The 23,917-nt window shown below is 57.3% G+C and carries 13 protein-coding genes; 8 read left to right on the forward strand and 5 right to left on the reverse strand.

All coding sequences use genetic code 11. The annotated features are described in order from the left end of the window. The first annotated feature begins 42 nt into the window (after positions 1–42). A complete protein-coding gene (locus INR77_RS03880) occupies positions 43–2,163 on the forward strand; it encodes a TonB-dependent siderophore receptor (RefSeq protein ID WP_223072614.1) in 2,121 nt (706 codons plus the stop codon). A gap of 61 nt (positions 2,164–2,224) precedes the next feature. Here the strand turns inward: INR77_RS03880 and INR77_RS03885 are convergent, their stop codons facing one another. Together INR77_RS03885 and katG are read right to left on the reverse strand one after the other, a co-directional pair. After that, positions 2,225–2,686, reverse strand: a complete 462-nt coding sequence (locus INR77_RS03885) for a pseudoazurin (RefSeq protein ID WP_223072615.1) — start codon at positions 2,684–2,686, stop codon at positions 2,225–2,227. Between the two features lie 85 nt (positions 2,687–2,771). Beyond that, positions 2,772–5,075, reverse strand: a complete 2,304-nt coding sequence (gene katG / locus INR77_RS03890; RefSeq protein ID WP_370632277.1) for a catalase/peroxidase HPI — start codon at positions 5,073–5,075, stop codon at positions 2,772–2,774. Between the two features lie 309 nt (positions 5,076–5,384). On the opposite strand from katG, the gene INR77_RS03895 reads away from it, so the two are divergent. From INR77_RS03895 to INR77_RS03905, 3 genes are read left to right on the forward strand one after another with little or no spacing between them, the layout of a single operon-like run. After that, positions 5,385–6,458, forward strand: a complete 1,074-nt coding sequence (locus tag INR77_RS03895; RefSeq protein ID WP_223072616.1) for an efflux RND transporter periplasmic adaptor subunit — start codon at positions 5,385–5,387, stop codon at positions 6,456–6,458. Continuing rightward, on the forward strand, positions 6,455–9,568 hold the full coding sequence (locus tag INR77_RS03900; RefSeq protein ID WP_255573918.1) for an efflux RND transporter permease subunit: 3,114 nt from the start codon (positions 6,455–6,457) through the stop codon (positions 9,566–9,568). Before INR77_RS03895 ends, INR77_RS03900 begins: the two co-directional genes overlap by 4 nt. Beyond that, positions 9,565–10,935 (forward strand): efflux transporter outer membrane subunit, encoded by a 1,371-nt coding sequence (locus tag INR77_RS03905; protein WP_223072617.1) that lies wholly within the window; start codon positions 9,565–9,567, stop codon positions 10,933–10,935. The genes INR77_RS03900 and INR77_RS03905 overlap by 4 nt, the downstream gene beginning before the upstream one ends. On the opposite strand, the gene INR77_RS03910 is transcribed toward INR77_RS03905, so the two are convergent. Next, positions 10,932–12,863, reverse strand: a complete 1,932-nt coding sequence (locus INR77_RS03910; RefSeq protein WP_255573919.1) for a bifunctional diguanylate cyclase/phosphodiesterase — start codon at positions 12,861–12,863, stop codon at positions 10,932–10,934. The genes INR77_RS03905 and INR77_RS03910 overlap by 4 nt on opposite strands. 221 nt (positions 12,864–13,084) lie before the next feature. Then, positions 13,085–14,767: a class I adenylate-forming enzyme family protein gene (locus tag INR77_RS03915; protein ID WP_223073404.1), complete on the reverse strand. Its 1,683-nt coding sequence runs from the start codon at positions 14,765–14,767 to the stop codon at positions 13,085–13,087. Between the two features lie 157 nt (positions 14,768–14,924). Between INR77_RS03915 and INR77_RS03920 the strand changes: the two genes are divergently transcribed. After that, on the forward strand, positions 14,925–16,169 hold the full coding sequence (locus INR77_RS03920; protein WP_223072619.1) for a serine hydrolase: 1,245 nt from the start codon (positions 14,925–14,927) through the stop codon (positions 16,167–16,169). On the opposite strand, the gene INR77_RS03925 is transcribed toward INR77_RS03920, so the two are convergent. Beyond that, positions 16,166–17,764 (reverse strand): carboxylesterase/lipase family protein, encoded by a 1,599-nt coding sequence (locus INR77_RS03925; protein ID WP_223072620.1) that lies wholly within the window; start codon positions 17,762–17,764, stop codon positions 16,166–16,168. The genes INR77_RS03920 and INR77_RS03925 overlap by 4 nt on opposite strands. An 81-nt stretch (positions 17,765–17,845) precedes the next feature. On the opposite strand from INR77_RS03925, the gene INR77_RS03930 reads away from it, so the two are divergent. The 3 genes from INR77_RS03930 (at position 17,846) to INR77_RS03940 (ending at position 23,651) form a co-directional block, all read left to right on the forward strand. Further along, positions 17,846–19,111: a TetR/AcrR family transcriptional regulator gene (locus tag INR77_RS03930; protein WP_223072621.1), complete on the forward strand. Its 1,266-nt coding sequence runs from the start codon at positions 17,846–17,848 to the stop codon at positions 19,109–19,111. Positions 19,112–19,279: 168 nt separating this feature from the next. Then, positions 19,280–22,279, forward strand: a complete 3,000-nt coding sequence (locus INR77_RS03935) for a TonB-dependent receptor domain-containing protein (RefSeq protein WP_223072622.1) — start codon at positions 19,280–19,282, stop codon at positions 22,277–22,279. A 73-nt stretch (positions 22,280–22,352) separates the two neighbouring features. Next, positions 22,353–23,651: an MFS transporter gene (locus INR77_RS03940; RefSeq protein ID WP_223072623.1), complete on the forward strand. Its 1,299-nt coding sequence runs from the start codon at positions 22,353–22,355 to the stop codon at positions 23,649–23,651. Positions 23,652–23,917: the final 266 nt, after the last annotated feature.

The raw sequence follows: 23,917 nt of genomic DNA on the forward strand, positions 1-23,917 counted from the left end.
AGCGCCTTTGGCTGTGTACCCACTGAAATTACGAGAAAACACATGAACTCCAAAGCTCTTCGCAGGGCCGCCCTTTTGGCGTCCTGCCCTCTGTGCATGGCGCATCCCGCCTTGGCAGATCACCCCAATCCTGAGGCCGATACCGAAGCGGTGCTGACCGATACGATCGTCGTGACCGCGACGCGCACCCACACCATTTCGCGCGATGGCATTGCGCCGCCTGAACAAATCGCGCTTCCTGCCGATGCTGCCGGGATTGCCGCGCGCACACCGGGTGGCGCGCTTGTCGGCAATGGCGCGCTTTCGGGGCAATTATCCTATCGCGGGCTCGCCGGACAGCGTGTGCTGGGCCGCGTCAATGGACAGCGGTTCGCCTCTGGCGGTCCCAATGCGATGGACCCACCACTGCATTACGCGCCTTCCATCCTTGTCGAGCGCATCGACATCGCGCGCGGAGTGGCTCCGGTGTCGCAGGGGCCCTCGCTTGCCGGAGCGGTCAATGCGCAATTGGTTGAAACCCAATTCACCGAGACATCGACTCTCACGCCGCAACTTCGCTTCACCAGCCAGTATCGCAGTGTCGATGACAGCTATGCCGTTGGCGGGTTTGCAGGGCTCGCCAACGAAACCATGCGTTTTGGCGTAATCGCCAGCCGCGAGGAGGGCAGCGATTATGACTTTCCCGGCGGCACAGCCGTTGGCACATCGTTTGAGCGCAATCTGTACGGCGTCCATGCCGGCTTTCACGCAGGACCGGGCGAGATATTCGTCGAATATCGCCGCAGCGAAACCGATCCGACCGGCAATCCGCCCTTCGCGCTCGACATCGTCTATTTCAACACGGACTTTATCCAAGGCGGCTTTCGCGGAGAGATTGCACCCGATGTCTTTCTGAACCTGAAAGCCGGCCATGTCGCCGTCCGGCACCTGATGGACAATCAGACCACGCGCCAGCCCGCTGCTCCTCCCATGCGGGCAAGGGCGACTTTCGCCGATGCTGATACGAGCACGGTCGAAGGATCGCTGCGGTTCGGGACCAGCAACGCCTATTTCGAAGTGGGCGCGGATGCTGAACTGACCGACAAATTTGTGCAGATCACCAATCCGTTCAATTCAGGCTTCTTCATCGATGCACAGCCCAACGTGCAATCCGAAAGGGTCGGAGCCTTTGCCCAGTGGCGAGGCGCGCTTGACGCAGTTCAATTTGAACTGGGCGCGCGGATTGATCGCACCGATCAGTCAGCGGGCATCCCGCAATTGGGAGCAGCCGTGCCGATGGGGCCACGCGGGCTTGCCGCCGCTTTTACCGCGGCTGACCGTGACCATGCGGAAACGACAGTGGACACAGTGTTGCGCGCATGGCTACCGCGAGGTGATTTTACCCCTCGCGTAACACTGGCACGAAAAGAGCGAGTACCAAGCTTGCTTGAACGTTTTGGCTGGCTCCCGACGGAGGCGAGCTTTGGCCTTGCTGATGGCAACATCTATGTTGGCAATCTTGATCTTGACCCGGAGACGGCCTGGATTGCGGAAATCGGTTTCGACCTTGAAAGCGATGTGTTTTCGCTGCGCCCGACGCTATTCTATCGCCGGGTCGATGATTTCATCCAAGGCGTGCCCTTTGATGCCACCATTGGCATTGTCGATAGCCCGGTGGAGATGATCGCCGCGATGAATGGCGACACCACGCCATTGCGCTTTGGCAATGTCGATGCCGAGCTTTACGGCGCGGACCTCGACTTCAGCCTTCGCCCGATGGCACGGATCGAAGTGTCCGGCACGGCAAGCTATGTGCGAGGCAAGCGGCGAGACATTGACGATGATCTCTACCGCGTCGCGCCTGCAAACCTTCGATTGTCAGCCGCTTACCTTGGCGATCGGTTTTCAGCAGGCGCAGAGCTTGTCGCGGCGGCGGATCAAACCCGCGTCTCGATTTCGAACGGCGAATCGCCCAGTGATGGATATGCAATCGTCGGATTGTTCGGGCGCTACGCGCTGACAGATGCTCTTGCGATTGAGGCGGGGGTCGAGAACCTGTTCGACACGCAATATCAGCCGCATCTTGCAGGGCGAAACCGCGCGGGCGCATCCGATGTGCCGGTTGGTGAGCGTCTGCCTGGCGCTGGCCGTGGCGGTTGGGTTCGGATGACAGCCCGGTTCTGACTTAAAAGTGATTGGGCCAGCCTGTTAGAGCAATAGCGCTGATAGGCTGGTCCGCTCACATTCAGGCGACTTGCGCCCAGATTTCGTCCCACGCCTCTTTGGCTTTGCCGATCTGGCGCACGCTCTTTGCAGCTTCAAGGTTTGCATCGCGCCCTTCGCCCTCAACAATCACAAGGCCGACCATGCCCATGCTTTTGTGGGGAAGGCAGTGATAGCCGTAATATCCCGGCTTGGTGAAAGTGACCGACACGCTTTTCCCGATTTGCCCACGCCAGCCACTAGCGCCTTCAGGGATCATGCCGGGAGTGGACATGGAATTGTGCGTTGGCTGTGACGGCTTGAAAGTCACCGTGTCGCCCGATGCCACGCGCAAGATGCGGGGGGTGAACACCATGCGCTTACCCGTCTTGGGGTCCTGCGTCATCATCTCCACCACGTGCGTACGCGGTTTTGCGGCCACACCTGAGCTTAGCAGAAGAGCGGTGGCACCTGCGCAAAGAATGGCTGTGCGGCGGTCGAACATGAAGGGCTCCTTTTGAGAGAAAAAGAAGGGCGCAAGGCGGCAGGCTAACCCTGCGCACACCTTGCGCCCCCTTTTTGTGATCGGCTTACTTTACGTCGAAGCGGTCGAGCATCATCACCTTCGACCATGCTTTCGCAAAGTCGTTGACGAAACGCTCTTCCCCGTCGGAATAGGCGTACACTTCGGCCACTGCGCGCAGTTCGGAGTTGGAGCCGAACACGAGGTCAACCTCGGTTGCGGTCCACTTCACCTCACCGCTTTCACGGTCGCGGCCCTCATAGACATATTCCTCGCCTTCAACCGGAGCCCATTGGGTCCCCATGTCGAGAAGGTTGACGAAGAAGTCATTGGTAAGCGTACCCGGCGTATCGGTGAAAACGCCGTGCTTTGCGCCATCGGTGTTGGCATCAAGCGCGCGCATCCCGGCGACAAGAACAGTCATTTCCGGCACGCTCAGCGTCAGAAGGTCTGCACGGTCGACCAGCATTTCTGTTGGAGAGAGGCGGGCACGCTCTGAATAGAAGTTGCGGAAGCCATCGGCTGCCGGGCGCAAATATTCAAAGCCTTCGACATCGGTCATCTCCTGGGTCGCATCGACGCGGCCCGGAGTGAACGGCACATCGACCGAATAACCCGCATCTTTGGCCGCATCTTCAATCGCGACGCTGCCGCCAAGGACGATCAAGTCGGCAATCGACACCTTGCGGCCTGTGCCACGCGCGTTGAAGTCCCCCTGGATACCTTCCATCGCACTGACGACTTTGGCCACCACTTCAGGATCATTCACCGCCCAGTCTTTTTGCGGGGCAAGGCGGATACGCGAACCATTGGCACCGCCGCGCATATCGGTGTCGCGATAGGTTACGGCAGCTGCCCAAGCGGTGCGAACAAGCTCCGAGGTCGACAAACCGCTTGCCCGGATTTTGTCCTCAAGCATGGCTATGTCGGCCTGGTTGATTGTGCTGCCGCTCACTTCGGGGAGTGGGTCTTGCCAAGTGAACTGCTCATTTGGCACTTCGCTGCCGACATAGCGCGCTCCCGGGCCCATGTCGCGGTGGGTCAGCTTGAACCAGGCCTTGGCAAAGGCTGCATCCATTTCTTCCGGATTTTCGGCCCAGCGCTTAGTGATGGCCCCGTATTTGGGGTCATAGCGCATTGCCAAGTCAGTGGTGAGCATGACCGGCGGATGGAATTTTTCAGGGTCGAATGCATCGGGCACGAATTCGAGCTGATCCGCATTCACCGGAATCCACTGGCCGGCGCCTGCAGGGCTGCGGGTTTCGCGCCATTCGAAGCTGTAAAGGTTTTCAAGGTAATTGTTGCTCCACGTGATCGGCGTTGCCGTCCACGCGCCTTCAAGTCCGCTGGTCGTCGCATCAGGGCCAGCGCCCGTACCGCACGAGTTTTTCCAGCCAAATCCTTGTGCAGCCACGCTTTCAGCGGCCGGTTCTTTCCCGATGCAGTCCTTGGGGCTTGCACCGTGGTTTTTGCCCAGAGTGTGACCGCCGATGATAAGCGCAGCTGTCTCTTCATCGTTCATGCCCATCCGGCCAAAGGTCGTGCGAATACGCTCAGCGCTTTCGAGGATGTTCATGTTGCCCTCAGGGCCTTCGGGGTTGACGTAGATCAGACCCATTTCCGATGCGCCAAGAGTGTCCTCAAGCTCTTGCGGTGTGCCTTCCGCTTCGCTGCCCGGACGTTCGCCACCGTGGCTGAAACGCGAGGCGGTGAGAAATTTGCTTTCCGGGCCCCAGTAGACAAGCTCAGGCTGCCAATCGTCGGTGCGACCGCCCGCAAAGCCGAAGGTTTCAAAACCCGCTTGTTCCAGCGCGACGTTGCCTGAGAGGATGATAAGGTCCGACCACGAAAGCGCGCGGCCATATTTCTGCTTTACCGGCCACAGCAAGCGGCGTGCTTTGTCGAGGTTGCCGTTGTCAGGCCAGCTGTTGAGCGGCTCAAAACGGATTTGCCCGCCATCAGACCCACCACGGCCATCGCCTGAGCGATATGTGCCAGCGCTGTGCCATGCGAGGCGGATGAAAAGCCCGGTGTAGCTGCCATAGTCAGCTGGCCACCAATCCTTCGAATCGGTGAGGGTTGCCGCCACATCAGCTTTGACTTCATTAAGGTCGAGTTTTGCAAATTCAGCGGCGTAATCGAAATCTTCGCCCATCGGGTCCGCGTCCATTTCATTTTGGCGAAGACGCGAGAGGTCAACCACCTGAGGCCACCAATCCTGCACCGTGCGCGCTTTCATGTCGCCTGCTTCGCGCACAGGCATCTGACCCATGCCCGGCTGATTAAAGCCCGGAGGCGTTGCGCTAACCGAGGTTGCTAGAAGTGCACTTGCTGAAAGGAAAAGCGCGCTTTTCAATGGAAGCTTGAACATATTTTTGCCCTTTATCGTTGCTTGCCCGCTCATGGTTGAGACGAGCAATCTCCTATCCCTTAGACTTCCTGTACCTCGCGAATTGGCGTTCAATACGCAGGTCAAATGCGCTCCGTTCGGCGACAGGAAATCGATAAGTGGCAAGGGTGGTAATCGCAGTTGACGATCAAGCAAAATTGCAATTCCCGATCACCGATATTGAATTTTGTGATTGGAACTGTGCGCCGATATGCTCGTTAAACGCACAGTGTGGTCTTTACCCCCCAAGGGCTGCGCACAGGTAATTTAGCGTCAGGATCCCTCTTTTTCATGCGATCGTTTTTTTGCGCCATCATTCTTCTGGCAGTTTCAGCTTGCGCATCTGAAGAGGGCGGGCGGACAAACAGCCCGGTCACGGTGGTCGCTGAGCCTGTCGAATTTCTCGAAGAAGAACAGGTGGTCGAGGCCATCGGCACTGCGCGCGCAGCCCGCTCTGCGCAGCTTTTTTCCGAAGTCTCAGGGCGAGTGACAGCGGTGCGTTTCAAGCCGGGGCAATATGTGCGCCAAGGTCAGGTGCTCGTCCAACTCGACAATCGTCAGGAGCGCCTTGCTCTTCAATTGGCACAGGTGCGGGTGAGAGAAGCGGAGCAATTGCTCGCGCGCTATCGCCGGATTGAAGACACTGGCGCTCTCTCCGATAGCCAGATCGAAGCGGGCGAGACGGCCCTGTCTGCCGCAAAAATCGAGCGTGATCAGGCCGCAGTGGCTCTGGCTCAACGGCGGATCAGAGCGCCTTTTTCGGGCCATATCAGCTTTTCGGAAATTGACCCGGGCGATACGGTGACCCCGCAAACCCTGATCGCGCAACTCGATCAGCGCGGGCGGCTGTTCGTCGATTTCGCAGCGCCAGAGGCGGTGTTCAATCGGCTTGGCACAGGCAGGACTGTCGATGTCTCTGCGTTTTCAGACCCTGATACAATCATTTCAGCGCGCGTCGATGCGGTCGACAGCGCGATCGAACAGGAACAGCGCAGCTATCAGGTGCGCACCGTTATCGATAATTCCGGTGATCGTTTCCGCCCCGGTATGAGCTTTTCAGTGCGCTTCGTAGATAGCGGACAAAAGCGTCCGTCCGTGCCGGAAGCGGCGGTGGTTTGGGATGGCGATGGCTCTGCGATTTTCACTGTGCAGGATGGCAAGGCCGAGCGCACACCTGTGACAATTTCATCGCGGCGCGAAGGCATGGTGCTGCTTGATGCGGCGATTGACGAGCAAACGCTGGTCATCACCGAAGGCGTGCAGAAAGTGCGCACCGGCCAGGAGGTGGCAATTGTCGATGCACCACAGCGCGATCCGGCCAAGGTGCAGGTTGCCGATAAAGAGAAAACAGTGACCGCCCGATGACCGATTTTCCCATGCTCGCGGTCAAACGGCCGCTGATGATTTTCGTGTTCAACCTGCTGATTGTGATTGCAGGGATCGCCGCGTTTCTGGGCACGGAAGTGCGCGAGCTTCCCAATGTTGACCGCCCCGTCGTCACTGTCAGCGCAAACCTGCCCGGCGCAGCGCCCGAAACGATGGACGCAGAAGTCACATCAGTGCTCGAAAACGCCGCCGCGCGAGTGAACGGAGTGCGCCAGATCCGTTCTTCGAGCGAAGAAAACAATACCCGCATCCGGGTGCAGTTTGAACCCGGTACAGACCTTGATGCAGCCGCATCCGACATACGCGAGGCGGTAAGCCGGGTCACGCGCGAGCTGCCTGACAGGGTGGAACAAGTGCGCGTGGTCAAAGCGGATGAAGACGCTCAGTCGATCATGACCATCGCCGTTCTCAGCCGCGACTATGACATAACGGAACTCACCCGCATCGTTGAAAACGACATTATTCCTGAACTTCTCGCTGCCGACGGTGTTGCCAGCATTGACCCGTTTGGAACTCGCGAGAGGCAATTGCGCATCGCAGTCGATCCCAGTCGCCTTGCCCGCTTTGGCCTTACGATCAGCGATGTTGCCTCAGCCCTTGAGCAAGCGCCTTTCGATACGCCTGTGGGCTCGCTCCAATCATCGGCGCAAAATCTGATTGTGCGCGCAGAAGCCAATGCCGCCACCCCTGAACTTGTCTCTGCCGTAGTAATCCGCGACGAGGTCCGCATTGGCGATGTCGCCGAGGCCTATTTCGCGCCGGCTGATGCGACAAGTTATGTGCGCCTTGATGGCGAACCTGTGATCGGCCTTGGCGTCATCCGTCAGGCGAACTCAAACACGATTGCGATTTCAGATGCGACCCGCGCAGCGGTCGAGCGCCTCAATGCGCGGTTTGACGATATCGACATCCGGGTTATTTCCGATGATGCGGCCTTTATTCGTGTCTCGGTGCGCGAAGTGCTGACCACGCTGCTGATTACGGTCGCAGTCGTGATGGCGACGATTTATCTGTTCTTCGGCCATTTAAGGCCGACCCTCATTCCGAGCGCCAGCATCCCTATCGCGCTGATTGGCGTTGTCGCCGGGATCTGGATGCTGGGCTTCTCGATCAACTTGTTAACGCTGCTCGCCCTTGTGCTGGCCACCGGATTGGTAGTCGATGATGCCATTGTGGTTCTCGAAAACGCGCAGCGGCTTCAGAAAGAAGAGGGACTGGGTAAAAAATCTTCTGCCGTGCTTGGCACAAGGCAGGTCTATTTTGCAGTCATCGCGACCACCGCTGTGCTGGTTTCAGTCTTCGTGCCTATCAGCTTTCTGCCGTCGGAAACCGGGCGATTGTTCCGCGAGTTCGGATTTGTACTGGCGATTGCGGTTATTCTCTCGACATTCGTGGCAGTTTCGCTCGTGCCTGCGCTTGCTGCCAAGATCGATCTGGCAGGTGACAATGCACAGCCCAATGCGCGGCTTGCCGGATGGGCAAAACGGGTAGCTGAGAGCTATCGCCATTGGGTCGCGCGCGTTGTTGCAAGGCCATTCCTCGCGCTTGGCGCATCGCTGGTCGCCTTGGCGCTTGCCGGAATGGCGTATACGCAAATTCCGCAGGAGCTGACGCCTGATGAAGACCGCTCGACTTTTTATGTCTGGGCAAGCGGGCCGGACGGTGTGGGGCTTAATTTTATGGACCGCGAAATGGACGAGGTCGAGGAAGTACTCGAACCGCTCTTGGACAGCGGCGAGGTGCAATCAACCTTGTTCATTGTCGGGCGCTATGACCCCAATCGCATTTTCGTTACCGCTACTCTAGCTGATTGGGATGAGCGCGAACGCAGCCAGACCGAGATCGTCGATGAGGTCAGCGAACCGCTTGATGAATTGCCCGGCTCGCGGATGCGCGCCTTTGGCAGAGGCACGTTGAGCGGCTGTTCGGGCGGGCGCGGCGGCGGGATTGAAGTTGCGCTGCTTGGCAATGATTACGAAGGGATATACGCCTCGGCAAAGGCGCTTTCCGATGCGATTGCGACCGGGTCCGATATTTTGTCCGATCCGGAAATCTCATATCAACCAACGCAGCCCCAGCTTTCCATCGCAATTGACCGCAGCCGCGCTTCTGACCTTGGCGTGGATTACGGCGACCTTGCGCTTACCTTGCGCGCAATGGTGAACGGGACCGAGGTGGTTGACCTCAATGTCGATGATCAGGCGATCCCGATCTTTCTCACCGCACAGGCGGTTGCAATCAATCGCCCGAGCGATCTTGGCAATCTCTTCGTGCGCAGCGATAGCGGCACTCTGGTGCCGATTTCCTCTCTTACTACCTTTCGCGAAGAGGGCGTTGCAGCCGAGCTTGACCGCACCGAACAACGCCGCGCTATTGAGGTGGAGGCCGCCATCGCACCGGGCGTGCCGCTGGCTGATGCTGTGGCTGAGATGGAGCGTCTGGCCGATCAGGCGCTGGCTGATGATATTGATATGCTGCTTCGCGGAGAGGCAGAGCAGCTTGATGAAAGCGGCAATGAATTGCTTCTCACCTATGGCTTTGCGCTTCTGATTGTCTTCCTGGTGCTGGTTGCCCAGTTTGAAAGCCTTGCAAGCCCGTTCGTGATCCTGTGTTCGATCCCTTTTGCGCTTGCAGCGGCCCTTTTCGCGCTGTTCCTGTCAGGCACCTCGCTCAACATTTATTCCCAGATCGGGCTCGTCATGTTGATCGGTTTGATGGCGAAGAACGGCATTTTGATGGTCGAATTTGCTGACCAGCGCCGGGAGGAAGGCGCTGAGGTCAAAGACGCGATCATTGATGCTGCCTCCATTCGCCTGCGCCCGATTGCGATGACGCTTATTTCGACCATTCTGGGCGCGGTGCCACTTGTCATTGCAAGCGGTGCCGGGGCCGAAGCGCGCGAGGCGATTGGCTGGGTGATCTTTGGCGGGCTGGGTATTGCCGCGATCTTTACGCTGTTCCTTGTGCCTGCACTCTACACGCTGATTGCGCCTTTCGGGAAACCACGCAGTGTCGATCTTGCGCGCCTGACGCGCGAGCTTGACGAATATGAGGAAAGCGGCGGGACTTTGGGCGGAGCGCCAGCATGAGAATGGTCATTGCCGCAATAGGCGCGGCTGCGCTCACCGGCTGTGTAGCCCCGTCGATCCCGGAGGTGGCACCTGCCGCCTCAGTGCCGCTTGCGCCCGAATATTTTGCTCAATCAAGGCCTCCCAGCGGTCTGGACGATGTTTGGTGGCGCGGCTTCCAAAGCGAGGAGCTCGATGCGCTCGTCGATCAGGCGCTGGAACGCAATCAGTCGCTCGAAGCGGCAAGGCAACGCCTTCTTGCAGCGCGCGCGATTGTCGCTGCACAAAGGTCCGATTTCCTTCCCGACGTAAGCGCGTCGGCGAGCCTTGATGGCAGTATCGATGATGCAGGAACCACATCCGATGCCGCAAGCGCCGGACTTTTCGGTATATGGCAGTTGGACCTGAACGGGCGCCTGTCGGCTGAACGCGCGGCAGCCGTGGCAGGTCTGGATGCCGCTTCCTATTTCGTCGCCGATCAGAGGCGGGTGATCGCCGCTGGCGTCGTCAGCCAATATGTCGAGCTTAAACGCACCAGCGCACGGCTTGTGCTGCTCGATCAGTCAGCTGAGCTTCAGCGCCAGACCCTTGATATTGTGACTTTGCGCTTTGAGGCAGGGCTGTCCTCCAACCTCGACGTGCGGCGCGCGGCTGCTGACCTTGCGCGGACACAGGCGCAGCGCGGGCCGCTTATCCTTGCGCGGACACGGGCCGCCAATGCGCTGTCGGTGCTTGCAGGCGAGCCGCCTGCGCCTCTTGGTAGCGCTATCGGTGAGGCATCGGTACCGACTTTCGCGCGCGGTCCCGACACCGGCGTTCCCGCCGATCTGGTACGTCGACGCCCCGACCTCTTGATCGCCGAGGCCGATGTCATGCGCGCTGCTGCAAATGTCGGCATTGAGCGTGCAGATATGGCGCCTTCTTTCGTGCTTCAGGGCGCGATCACCGCAGGCGATGGCGGCGTATCGAGGCTCTTGTCCAGCGCGCTTGCGACCCTTGGCGGGATCTTGGACCTGCCGATTATCGATGGCGGGCGGCGCAGGGCCGAAGTTGAAGCCGCAGAACGCGAACTTGACGCCTCTGTCGCGGATTACCGACAGGTTTTGCTGCAATCACTGTCCGAGGCTGAAAGCGCCTTTGTTGCGATTGAGGCAGCGCAAGACCGGCTGGTCGAACTCAACAAGGCGGTGACGCAAAGCGAGGCTGCCTTCGAACAGTCCAACGCGCTTTACCGCGAGGGGCTGGCGACCTTGTTCGATGTTCTCGACGTGCAGCGCCAGCTTATCTCCAGCCGCGAAGCTGTGCTCGATGCGCGTTCTGATCTGGCGCAGGCTTATGTCGGGTTGTTTGTCGCCGTCGGCGCGCCCACGACTGCTGCAGAAACTTAGCCCGCCGCGCGTTTTCCGGCAGGGCGCAAAGAGCGGTCCTGCTGTCTGATGACATGATGCAGTTTCGTGAGCGCCATGGGCCTTCCGAAATAATACCCTTGCAAGCACTGACAGCCGACGTGTTCAAGAATGTCGGCCTGCTGCGCGTTCTCGACCCCTTCTGCCGTCACATCAATATCAAGCGCAGATGCCATTATGATGGCCCCCTCGACCAGCCTTCTCGCCTTGTGCTGCTGCGCCAGATCACTTGTAAGCGACTTGTCGATCTTGATGTGATTGAAGCCATAGGATTGCAGGTAATGGATGCTGGTGAAGCCAGTGCCAAAGTCATCAAGGGCAAGAGCAATGCCTTGCGCTTTCAAAGCCGCGACCGCCTGAAACGCACGTTCGGGGTTTGAAAGGAGATAACTCTCGGTGATTTCAAGCTGCAAACGTTCAGGCGGAAATCCGGTTTGCTCAAGGATCTTGAGAACCTGCTGCTCGAAATTCGGATGGCGGAACTGTGCAGGCGAGACATTGACGCTGAGAGTAACGCCTTCAATGCCTTTAAGGTCGCAGCACGCTTTAGTCAGCACATAAAGACCTATCGGGTGGATTTGACCTGTGCTCTCAGCAATTTCGATGAATTGGTCAGGGGGAAGGGGGCCCTCTGGCCGCTGCGGCCACCTCAGCAACGCCTCGACCCCGGTTATGTGCCTGCTGGTCGCCCCTACGATGGGTTGATATTCGATTTCAAATTCTTCCCGGGCAAGGCCGTTTACAATCTGCGCTTCGATCTCCAGGCGGTGAAGGCGGCCCTCGTCCAAGCCTTCGCTGTAGAGTGCAACCTGGCCTTTTCCTGACGTTTTCGCATGATACATGGCCATGTCGGCCCGGCGCAGCAATTCGCGCGGGGCGATGGCATCGCTGTTGTTTGCTGCCACCCCAATCGATGCGCCCACCTGTAGGACGTGGCGATCAATTGTAATGGGCAAAGAGGCTTCTTTAAGGAGCACCGAGGCAAGCGTGATGGCCTGCGCATTAGCGCTCTTGCCCGGATCATCCACTTCGATCAGAACCGCAAGCTCGTCTCCGCCAACGCGCGCAATCCGGGCGCCTTTTGGGCATTGCTGGCGAAGCCTTTGCGCGACGCTTGAGATCAGCTGGTCGCCTGACTGGTGGCCGTGCTCATCATTGATTTCTTTAAACCCATCAAGGTCGATAAAGACCACGGCGAGGCTGTCGTCGGCCACATCCTGCTTGTGTTCAAGAAGGTCGAGGCGTTCAAGCAATTCGCGCCGATTGGGCAAGCCCGTCAACGCGTCGGTGAAAGCGATCCGACGGTTTTCATGGCTCAGCTTTTCCGTTTCGATCTGCCGCTGATGCAAAGACCGGCGTGAGCTCACAAGCTCTGTGAATGAGTGGTTATAGCCTTGAATGATCACGGTCATGCCAAGGCATACACAGCACAAGACGATAGCTTGTGGGAGCAACTGGGCATCGTCAATCCATGAAAAATACAGCGCAAAGGAAACCGTGCTGACTAAGGCGACGAGATTGGCCGCGACACGCAAGGTCATCAGGCAGAACACGGTGCTGACCTGGCTCAGCGCCAGAAAGAAGGTCACATTGCTGCGTCCGAACGCATCCAGACCTTGATAAACCCAGATCGCCCAAAGCGTGAACGTCAACGACTGGACCGCCGCCAGAACGCAGGTGCGCCGCAGATAGGCTGATATTTGTTCATCGCTCAGGTGGTCGGCGTTCTTCTGGCGCGACCACCACACCGCCCGCGCAAGCGCAAATGACGATATTATGGCCGGAACGATCAGTGTCTTCTCATAATGCTCCAACCGAAAGGAAGTTATAACAATCGCTGCGGTATTGATGACGAGGATGATGTAAAGAAGCGGGATATGCTTGCTGAACGACCGAAACTGCGCGCGCATGAGCTCACGATCGGAGGTGTCTATGACAAACATTCTCCGCAAAGTGGCCAAACCGCTTAGCGGGTCGGATGGTCGCTCGGCACGCATACCGGACAACTATCGGCTTTTTCAGTATTAACTGGCAAACGCGCCCTCAGCATGACTACATAGAGCGCGGGTCACAAAGGCAAGATTTCCGCAAGGCTCACTTCGTTGCCGCCTTTATGGCATCTTGAAGGGGACTAGTGATCGAACAGTTCCTTCAAATTCCGCTTCAAGATTTTGCCATTCGCATTGCGCGGCAGGGTTTCACCAAGGAACACAATGCGCGTCGGCACCTTGAATTTCGCCAGCCGTGCAGCGACCCAATCGCGCAATTCGTGTTCTGACGCGCTGTGGCCGGGCGCAAGATGCACAACCGCAGCAGGTTCTTCGCCCAGAGTCCGGTGCGGAAGGCCGATAAGAGCTGCATCGGTCACAGCCGGGTGATCGTAGAGGACGTTTTCAATCTCGGACGAATAGATGTTTTCCCCGCCTCTGATGATGATGTCTTTTGCACGGTCCACGATATAGCAGAACCCTTCATCATCGAGCCGCGCAAGATCACCTGTGCGCACCCAACCGTTGACGAAAGTCTCTGCGGTGGCCTCTGGCCGATCCCAATATCCGATCACGATTTGCGGACCTCTTGCCCACAATTCACCAACTTCGCCTGTTGCCAGTTCGCGGCCTTCTTCATCGGTCACTTTCAGGTCACTGACTGGCACGGCCGGGCCGCAGCTTTCAGGCCGGTTGAGGTAATCCTCGCCAGCGTGGCTGGTCACTGTGGCCATGGTTTCGGTCATGCCATAACCATTGCCCGGCATCGCTCCGAACGTATCATAGATCGCGCGGACAAGTTCCGGCGCTGCAGGTGCGCCGCCGTAAGCTATCGATTCTATGCTGGAGAGATCGTAGTTTTCGCGCTCCGGATGCTCGATCATCTGCCACGCGATAGTGGGCACGCCCCCGGCGATATTGACCTTCTCGCGCTCAATAATCTCAAACGCTTTCACTGGTTCCCAGCGATGCATATAAATGATGGTATGTCCTGCAAAAAGCTGTCCCATCAGGCCTGCTGAACACGCGGTCACATGAAACAGCGGAATAACCGTCAGGCCAACCTTGGGTTGGGGTGCAGGGATAGCCTCACCCCGGCGCAGAACCGAGCGCGCGGCGGCATAGGCGCTGGAGAATATATTTGTGGTCAGATTGCGGTGACTGCCAAGCGCCCCCTTGGGTTCGCCCGTCGTGCCGCTGGTGTAGAAAATCGTTGCAGGATCGTCGGGATCGATAGCCACATCAACGATCATTTCATCGGCAAGCGCACCCCATTCGCCAGGCAGGCCGATGATGTTATCAAGCCGCTCGGCATCTGCAACCCTGCCCTCGGCCCGCGATACCAGAACGGTTTCAAGGTCAGGCAATTCTTGGCGCTGTGGGCCGATCCGTTCCCAGCGTTCCGCATCGCAGATCAGAACTTTGGCGCCTGAATTGGCAAGGCCAAAGCAAAGCTCAGCCCCCGTCCACCACGCATTGAGCGGCACGCAAATCGCGCCGATTGTTGTCGCTGCAAAGAAAGCCACGGGCCATTCAGGCAGATTGCGCATGGCAAGCGCGACCCGGTCACCTTTTCTAACGCCTTTTGACTGCAATTCGCGAGCGAGCCGTGCGACCGCGCGATACCAATCGCTGTAACTCACGCGCTCGTCATTATAGATGGTGATGAGGCGGTCCCCATGGCTGCGCGCGTGATCCGCAAGAGCCCTCAGCGAAGAGGGCGCATTTTTCCAAACCTTGGTCGGCACGCCTCTGATTTGGGTGGTTTCGATTTCAAACCGCTCACCGGGTTTGCACAGCTTGGCCTCGATCTCTTCCAGCGACATCGCGGGCCAGCCTTGTGGTTTCTTCCAAAACGCAGTGCTTGCCGTCTTATTGGTGTTGCTCAATTGGGCACCCTCTCAATTCCCTGTGTTCTTTTGTAAGCGCAACGCTAGATAAGTCGCTATCCGCTCACAAGCGCCACAATCGGGGAAAAGCTCTATGACACGCCCATTTCAATGCGAAAATCCTGCGTCGCATGGTTTTAACGCTCAGCGATTGGAGGCGATTGGCCCTTTCCTTCAGGAAAACTATGTCGAACCTCAGCGATTGCCGATGACGCAAGTTGTCGTCGCAAGAGACGGTGTGCCGATTTATTACGATGCGCGCGGCACGATGGGCGAGGGGCGCGACAATTTGCGCGACGATGCGGTCTTCCGCATCGCTTCGATGACCAAACCTGTGACTTCGATTGCCTTCATGCAATTGGTGGAACAGTGCAAGGTCGCCCTCGAAGAGCCGGTTACAAAAATATTGCCCGAATTCGCTGAGCTGAAAGTGTATAACGGAGGCGGGGGAGGCATCCCTTTTGCGCCCGGTACGCCTGCACCCCCGATGCGCTTTATCGACCTTATTACTCATATGTCGGGCCTGACTTACGGCCTGCAAAATCGCACTAACATTGATGCAGTGTACCGCGAGCATAATCTCGATTTTGCAAGAGCCCGCCATAACTCCGATGAATTCATCCGTATTCTGGCCGATCTCCCGCTCGAATTCGCGCCGGGACAGGGGTGGAATTACTCGGTGGCGACCGACGTGCTGGGTGTATGCGTTGAACGGATCAGCGGGATGCGTCTGGGCGATTACTTTGCGCAATACATCTTTCAACCATTGGGCATGAACGATACCGGCTTTGGCATTGCCCCTGACGCGAATGATCGCCTGGTTGATGCCTATCAATATGTGCCCGGCCGCCCTGCCAAAATGATTGATGCAGGACTCTTAAGCAAGCTGGCGCAGCCGGGCCGTTTTGACAGTGGCGGTGGTGGTTTGTGCAGCACCATTGCCGATTATCACAAATTCACGACCATGTTGCTGCGCGGCGGTGAATTGGATGGCAACCGCATTGTCAGCCCCAAGACCTTGCGCATGATGCGCACCAATCACCTGCCGGGCGGCGCTGATCTGACTGAGCTATCGAGCAGCCTGTTCTCAGAAAGCAACAATGCAGGAGTTGGCTTTGGCCTTGGCTTTGCGATGGTGATTGATCCAGCCAAAACGCTGGTGCCTTCGAGCCTTGGCGAATTTTACTGGGGCGGGGCTTACTCCACCGCCTTCTTCGTCGATCCGGTGGAAGGGGTGACCTGCACCTTCATGACGCAGGTTTACCCGTCGAGCACCTATCCCATCCGCCGCCAGCTTCGCACCCTTATCTACGCAGCTCTTGAGGACAGCCGCGCCTAGTCCTCATTTCCGATTTCGCGGATCGCTTTTTCCGGGTCGGAGACGAGCTGTGCGTTGATATTGAGCTCCATGACCTTGCGCATTGATACATCATAAGGCTCCCACTTTGGCAAAAGCGCGCTGGATGGGACGCCTGTCTTGGCAAAAGTGATCCACGCATCACTCATCATTTCGGCCATGTAGTGCGCATCTTCATCTTCTCCTACCAGAGCGGATGACATTTGAGCATTGTTGAACATCAATGGGATGTCGAGCGTGTGCGGTGATTTGAGGATGCCATCGGCGACCGGTGTCTCCCACGTCAGTCGGTAAACAAAAACCGGAGCCGTGGCCGTGCGCGATTGTTGGTCTGCGAGAAGATATGTGCCCTTCACAAATCGCGCGCCCATCGCAGCGCTGGCGATGTGGGTTGGCGAATAGTCCGGGAACATCTCGCGATAGGCTGCAACTGTCGCAACCGCGTCTTCGCCCATCGAAGCAACCATGGCATCAAGCGCGGCATCATTGATCATCCCAAACCACGGCTGAGCTGCAAGAAAGAGCGTCATTTCGTCCTTGTTATAACCGATCAGCAGCGGGATGTTTGACGATTGCTCTGGCGCGGTGGGCAAGAACGGGTCGCGCGGTAGGACCGTTCCATCCGCAATCGGGCCAAGCCTTGGCCCTGAGCCAAACCCGCTGCCCTTAGGAGTAGCTGCGCGTACAGCAGCGATAAGGTCTTCAGCGGCAATGGTGCGCAATTGTTCGGTTGTCTCAACGCCAGCTTTTTCAAGGATCGCATCTGCGAATTGAGCCGCCTCGTCCGGATTACCGCTGGTAACACCAGGGCCGGATTGGACGATCGCCTTATGAAACAGGCCTTGCGCACTTGGCATGGCCATGAGGTGGCTTACCTTCGATCCGCCACCGGATTCGCCCATGATCGTCACATTGTCCGGATCACCGCCAAATTTCGCGATATTGTCCCTGACCCATTCGAGCGATCTCACAAGATCAAGATTGCCCAGATTACCGCTTTCAGCATAATCCCCACCAAACTTTTGCGCGAGATTGAGATAGCCAAAGGCGTTGAGCCTGTGGTTGACGGTTACAACAACCACATCGCCTTTTTCCGCCAGATTGCGACCGTTGTAGGCAGGCCAGCCGCCTGAGCCATAGGCGTAGCCGCCACCGTGGAACCAGACCATAACCGGCCGCTTGCCGCTCGTTGCATCTGGTGTCCACACGTTGAGGAAGAGACAATCCTCATTGTCGGTCTTGCTCTCGGTGGAGGTTGGGAAAATCGCCTGCATCTGCCGGGTGAGGTCGCTCGTGCGCGGACCGCTTGGCGTGTAAAGCTGCATACACGGCGCGCCATACCCAGTTGCATCGGCGATCCCCTGCCATGCCTGCTCCGCCATGGGTGGGCGAAAGCGCAGGTCACCCACAGGCGGCGAGGCATAGCGTAGGCCCAAAAAGGCATCGACGCCGCCTTCTTCAAGGCCCTGCACTTTGCCCTTGTCTGTCTGGACGACGGGAGTAACCTCCTGAGCGGCGATTGGAGCAAGTGGCAGAAATGCTGCCAGAAATGGCAGAGCAGATCGACTAAAGTTCATGGGTCCCCCTCCGTTTCATAATCTTGGTATGGCACGGGTTGGAGGGGGAGGTAAAGCGTCAGGGTAATTGCAAAGATCACCGTGAAGAATAGCGAGGGTGTTGCAACCCGCCTCAATCGGTCGCACAATCTAGCGATGTTGAAACCAAGAACCGCGCGTTGGGAGGAGAAGCGGGAGGCGATTCTTGCGTCCGGCGCGCGCGTGCTCAACCGCACAGGGCTTTCCGGCTTTCGCCTCGCCGATGTGGCCTCCGAGATCGGGCTCAAACGGCCCAGCATCGTTTATTACTTTGCCAATGTCGAAGAACTCGCCGAGGCTTTGTACGAGCGGGCTTTGTCGCAGCTGGAGGAGCGGATTGCGCAGGCCGAAAAGCGTGAAACACCGCTCGAACGGCTCGATACGCTGCTTGAGTTGGAACTTGCCCATCATGCTGAGGAGAGGGTAGGTCGCGCCATCCGCAGGCCCCAACTTGGCGAAATCAGGGCCCTTTCATGGGAAAGGCGGCGCAAGCTTGGTCAACGCTACCACCAACTGCTTGAGCGGGTTTCGGCAATGCTTGGGCGCGAGGCGCAACGGCCCAGATTAATCGAGCAACTGGGCCCTGCGCATATCGTGATGGAAACGCTCTTCTGGCTGCCTGCCTGGATTGATGAATACGAACCCTGGTATTTCGCGCGCGTTCGGGCTGCTTTGCTCGACACGCTGGTAAGCGGCGTCATGATTCCCGGAGTATCGCCCGGGGACCACCGGATCGCTGAGGGCGCGCGATTGGAGCGCGAGACGATCGATCAGAATGACTATTTACAAGCAGCAACGCGCCTTATCAGCGACAGGGGATTTCGCGGCGCGGCGATTGACAGGATCTCTTCAGAGCTAGGTGTGACAAAGGGCAGTTTTTACCACCACATCACGCAAAAGGCCGAGCTGATAGAGGCGTGCTTTGCCCATAGTCAGGGCCGGCTTAGCGAAATTCAGAAACGCGCGAGCGAACGTGGTTTTCGCTCTGACGAGCGCATCGCTGCGGTGGTCAAAAGTGTCATCGGGATTCAGCTTGGAGGTGGTTTTCCCTTGCTGCGCAACTCCGCGCTCCCCGCTCTTTCTGAAGATGCACGAGCGAAGATTATTGCTCAATCAAAGCGCAATTTTCGCTGGTTTTCCTCGGAAATTTCTGCCGGCATCGCCGAAGGGACGATGCAAAGCCGCGACCCATATATTGCCGCACAGGTGTTCGGAGTGGCGATTAATGCCGTTTACGACCTTTCGCGCGTTTATCGTGATGAAATTACAGTCGAAGATGACGAGGCATATGCTGGCTTATTGATGCATGGAATCCTCACTTCTCAATAATGATGCCGGTATTGGCACAAAGACGACTTGCAATCCTTTTTTCATAAGCGCAGTATGGCCAGTGGTCAGGGAGAGGCCAAGAGAGAATTAAATCGCACTGCGCGTTCAATAAACGTGTGTGGATCATCGCCCCCTCCCCGACGAGAGAGAAGATTTCTGGGAGGGAATATGAAATATCGATTTAATACCACCATTGGGCGCAGCGCTCTGGCTGCTGCTCTTTTGTGTGCGCCTGTCACAGCCATTGCTCAGGATGGCGTGGATGCCGAAGAGCAGGCGGATTCTGATGAGGGCCGCACCATTGTGGTTACCGGCACCCTGATCCGGGGAACGCCAGAAGATTCCGCGCTTCCGGTCGATATTTTCACCAATGAAGATCTTGCCGCAGAAGGTGTGACCTCGCCGCTTGACTTCATTAAAGATATTCCGGCTGTTGGCGGCGTTGTCGGCGATTCCAACCAGTTTCAGGTTCAAGGTCTTGGGCCAGTAGGTACCATCAACCTTCGCGGTCTTGGTCCGCAGCGCACACTGGTGCTTCTGAACGGCCGCCGCACGATTGTTTCGCCAGGCGATGGTCTGGTCGATACCAATGCAATGCCGATTTTCGCGCTTGAGCGTGTCGAACTTCTCAAAGACGGCGCGGCTGTGACTTACGGCTCCGATGCGGTTGCCGGTGTTGCCAACTTTATCACTCGCAAGAACTTCGAAGGCGTCGAAATTCAGGGCGATTACCGCTTCATCGATGATAGCGACGGCGACTACACCGCCAGCATCCTTGGCGGGATCAATCTGGGTTCGGATGTGAACATCATGGCTGGCTTTGGCTATCGCCACCGTTCGCCGCTTGCCGCTTTTGACCGCGATTTTTCGAACCTCACACCAGACATCAACCCATCGCCTTATTCCGGCATCGTAAACCCGGCGCAATATTTCCCGGCATTCCGGGCAACTGGTCCAATCCGTGACGGCGATCCTGGAACCAAGCCGAATTCAACCTTGCTTGGCGGCGGCGTTCAGGACGTTGGTTGTACAGAGCTCGGTGGCTTCATTCAGGCGGCAAATGGTCGCTGCCTTTACCAGTACACCGATTACAACAACCTGGTTGAAAAGCAGAATTATTATCAAGCATATGCTGCTTTGAATGCGGACCTTGATGACACAACCCGGTTCAACGTCGATGTGCTTTATTCGTTCGGTGAACTTTTCACGCGCCTTTCGCCATCCTATCCAGCAACGCAAGGTCCACAAGGTCCGGGCCTGACGTTTAACTTCTTCGTTCCTGAAACGAACCCCGGCTATCAAACCTTTGTCGATCAGGCGGCGGCCGCTGGTACACCGTTCCCGACAGACGCTTTTGGTCTTCAAAATGGTGCAGCCATCGTTCTTTACCGTCCGTTCGCGCTTGGCGGCTTCCCGCTCAGTGACGAATATCCGTTTGGCAACCAGGCGTTGAACGAAAATGAAAGCTTCCGGATTTCGGCTGGCTTTGAAAAGGATCTGGGTGAAAACTTCACCGCAAGCCTGCAAGGAACTTATATCGACTCCAACAGCACGGCGATTGTCCAAGACACAATCGGCGTCCGGCTTCAAAACGCCCTTGATGGGCTTGGCGGTCCTGATTGCGATGTCGCAAACGGTACTCCGGGGCAGGGCGGTTGCCTTTATTTCAACCCGTTCTCGAATGCGATTGGCGGCAACCCTGTAACAGGTCAGGTCAACCCATTCTATGTTGGTCCTGACGCTGGCAATCCGCAGGTCAATAACAACCCCGCATCGGTGATCGACTACTTCACTGAACCTGCTGCCTCCAACAAGCAGAAAGAACGGCAGGTTGTCGTCGACTTCCTGCTCAGTGGGACGCTAGACAGTCTGGACTTTGGTGCTGGCCCTGTTGGTGTTGGTTTCGGCGCGCAATATCGCCGTTCCGAATTTGAACTGCGCCCGACATTCTTCAGCAGTTCGGTCGATTTCCCATGTCAGCAGCTTAACACGACAGATTGTCCGTTCCCGCTTGGGCCGTTCATCTTCCAAGGGCAGCTCAATCCGGCTGACAACACACAGGATGTCGTTGCACTCTTCACCGAGGTTCAGGTGCCTGTCACCGACCAACTCGAAGTGAACCTTGCGCTTCGTTATGAAGATTACGGCAACCCCATCGGCTCGACCATCGATCCCAAGGCATCGTTCCGTTTCGAGGCGAATGACTGGCTGGTCCTGCGCGGGTCAATCGGGACCACCTTCCGTGCACCGCTTGCCGGGCAGGTTGTGCCGGGCACGCAGTTCACTAACCTCACCGGCATCAACGCAGCCGGCGGGTTCTTCTTCCCGGTTGATCGTCTCGGCAATCCTCAGCTTGGGCCGGAAAGTGCGCTCACCTATAATTTGGGCTTCGTCGTCAATACGGGCGATTTCAACCTTCAAGTCGATTACTTCAACTACGACTTCGATGGGCCGCTTACGACTACGCCAGAGAACCCGATTGCAAGCGCAGTCTTTAGCGGGCCAGGTGGAACCGCAGATTGCGACAGTCCGCTTGCTGGCTTGATCGGATACAATTCGGTCACCTGTGATCCGACGCTCACCGCATCAACCAACCTTGCACGTGTCACCACGCAGTTCGTCAACGGTCCTGATACAAAGACCAACGGGTTCGACGTAGAGGCAAGCTACACCTTTGATGCAGGCGATCTTGCCCTCACGCTCGGGACAGCGTTCACTTACATTATGAACTTTGATGTTGATCCGTTTGTGGTCAACGGCGTGACGGTAATCGATGCATTTGACGCAGTTGGCTTCCTCAACGCCGACCGTGCTCAGAACTCACTGTCGGAAATCAAGGCGAATACGTATTTGAACGCCAATTACGGCAATCTCAACGCACGCTACACCTTCCGCTATGCCAGCGGGCTTGATGATGATCGGTATGATACCAATCCGAACTTTGGTGCAGCGACGCGCTTCGGCGAGGAAATCCCGGCCTTCACACAGCATGACTTTACCGTGCTGTATGATCTGCCGTTCGATTTTGCTGACGTCCAACTGCAAGGTTCGGTCGAAAACATCTTCGACGAAGATCCACCTGCAGCGCGCCTTGTGCTGGGCTACGACCCATTCGTGGGCAACCCGCTTGGCCGCGTCTTCCGAGTGGGCCTCAAGGCAGGTTTTTAATTAAACCAAACACTCCACTGGGCCGGGGCGAAAGCTCCGGCCCATCCCTTTTCACCCCCATCGAAAAGTTCATATGACCACTGACGCTGCAGCCCTCACACATGATGGCAAGGCCGTTTCCGCGCGCGCGCGCAATGTGACGCTGGCCTTGCTGACCATCACTTATTTCTTCAGCTATATGGACCGGCAAATCCTCGCGATCCTGCTTGAGGATATCAAAGCCGACCTGCTGCTGAATGACACGCAATTGGGATTGCTTTCGGGCTTTGCCTTCGCGCTGTTTTACGCGACGCTCGGTATTCCGGTGGCCGCGCTCGCTGATCGGATGAACCGGGTCAATATCATCTCCATCGCCCTTGCCTTATGGAGCGGGATGACCGCTGTGTGTGGCCTTGCCCAAAATTTCACGCACCTTCTGCTTGCGCGAATTGGCGTTGGCATTGGCGAGGCAGGCTCCAGCCCTCCTAGCCATTCGATCATCGCTGACCTTTACCCTGCGAACAAACGTGCGCTTGCGCTTTCCATCTACTCGCTTGGCGTGACATTAGGCGCGGCAGCAGGCCAGATGTTTGGCGGCAACCTTACCTATTACTTCGACTGGCGCGTTGCCTTTATCGCAATAGGCCTTCCCGGAGTTGCGCTTGCCATCGTAGTCAAGGTTTTCGCGACAGAGCCTATGCGCAAGGCTGAACCGGGCGCGGTTGAGGATGCGCAAACCCCTTCAATCAAAGAAGGCTTTCGCACCATATTTGCGAACCGTGCGGCGATCTGGCTTATTGCTGGCGTAACGCTCACATCGATGATCGGTTATGCGCTCACCGGTTGGACGCCTGCCTATCTGATCCGCTCATTCAACCTTAACACACTCCAGGTCGGCAACATCGTTGCTCCTCTGCTGGCGATTGCAGGCGTCGCAAGTGGCCTTGGCAGCGGCTGGCTTGCCAACCGTTTGTCGGATCGTTTTGGCCTTTCTGCTCAGCCTTTGATGATAGCAGGCCTTAAGACTCTCGCGCTCCCGTTCCTCATTTGGTTTTATCTTGAGCAAGATGCAGTTTGGGCGGTTGGTGCCTATTTCATCGCGGTGCTTTTCCAGTCCTGCTATCTTGGCCCGACCTTTTCGCTTATACAAACCCTCGCGCCTCTGCGGATGCGAGCCGTTTGGGCGGCGGTCACGCTGCTCATCATCAACCTTATCGGCTTGGGGTTAGGCCCCACGCTGGTCGGCGTAATCTCGGATCTGTTCGCCCAGCAATATGGTGATGAAAGCCTTAGATATTCACTTCTGGTGATCGCCTCGGCAACGCCGCTTGCGATATTCGCTTATTGGCGCGCATCGGTCGCCATGCGCGCTATCAAGGCAAAACCGGATTGAGAAAGGTCGGCAAGCGGGCGTTTGATGTAAGATGCAGCGTCAAGTGTCCGCTCCAGCCGCTCAAGAAACTTGTCGCCCTCGTAGATTGTCTTCCTCTATGCGATGTGGAACGCCAGATCAGAGCGCTCGTCGAAAACCACAAACATCGGCGCTGTCACGAGGGCCACAGCAAGGTCTCGGCCGCTGGCCCCTGCTTTGCTAGCGCCGTAGCCATCATTAGACCAAAAAAGCATCAACCGACAAGCACTTGCCAAGTCAAAGGCCAA

It is taken from the genome of Erythrobacter sp. SCSIO 43205, from assembly GCF_019904235.1.
Classification (GTDB): Bacteria; Pseudomonadota; Alphaproteobacteria; order Sphingomonadales; family Sphingomonadaceae; genus Erythrobacter.

What these genes read in the sequence shown, in the direction of transcription:
- INR77_RS03925 (WP_223072620.1), bottom strand. Translation starts at nt 17,764, where the DNA reads ATGAACTTTAGTCGATCTGCTCTGCCATTTCTGGCAGCATTTCTGCCA.
- INR77_RS03885 (WP_223072615.1), bottom strand. Translation starts at nt 2,686, where the DNA reads ATGTTCGACCGCCGCACAGCCATTCTTTGCGCAGGTGCCACCGCTCTT.
- INR77_RS03895 (WP_223072616.1), top strand. Translation starts at nt 5,385, where the DNA reads ATGCGATCGTTTTTTTGCGCCATCATTCTTCTGGCAGTTTCAGCTTGC.
- INR77_RS03880 (WP_223072614.1), top strand. Translation starts at nt 43, where the DNA reads ATGAACTCCAAAGCTCTTCGCAGGGCCGCCCTTTTGGCGTCCTGCCCT.
- katG (WP_370632277.1), bottom strand. Translation starts at nt 5,075, where the DNA reads ATGTTCAAGCTTCCATTGAAAAGCGCGCTTTTCCTTTCAGCAAGTGCA.
- INR77_RS03935 (WP_223072622.1), top strand. Translation starts at nt 19,280, where the DNA reads ATGAAATATCGATTTAATACCACCATTGGGCGCAGCGCTCTGGCTGCT.
- INR77_RS03915 (WP_223073404.1), bottom strand. Translation starts at nt 14,767, where the DNA reads ATGTCGCTGGAAGAGATCGAGGCCAAGCTGTGCAAACCCGGTGAGCGG.
- INR77_RS03920 (WP_223072619.1), top strand. Translation starts at nt 14,925, where the DNA reads ATGACACGCCCATTTCAATGCGAAAATCCTGCGTCGCATGGTTTTAAC.
- INR77_RS03905 (WP_223072617.1), top strand. Translation starts at nt 9,565, where the DNA reads ATGAGAATGGTCATTGCCGCAATAGGCGCGGCTGCGCTCACCGGCTGT.
- INR77_RS03910 (WP_255573919.1), bottom strand. Translation starts at nt 12,863, where the DNA reads ATGCGCGCGCAGTTTCGGTCGTTCAGCAAGCATATCCCGCTTCTTTAC.
- INR77_RS03940 (WP_223072623.1), top strand. Translation starts at nt 22,353, where the DNA reads ATGACCACTGACGCTGCAGCCCTCACACATGATGGCAAGGCCGTTTCC.
- INR77_RS03900 (WP_255573918.1), top strand. Translation starts at nt 6,455, where the DNA reads ATGACCGATTTTCCCATGCTCGCGGTCAAACGGCCGCTGATGATTTTC.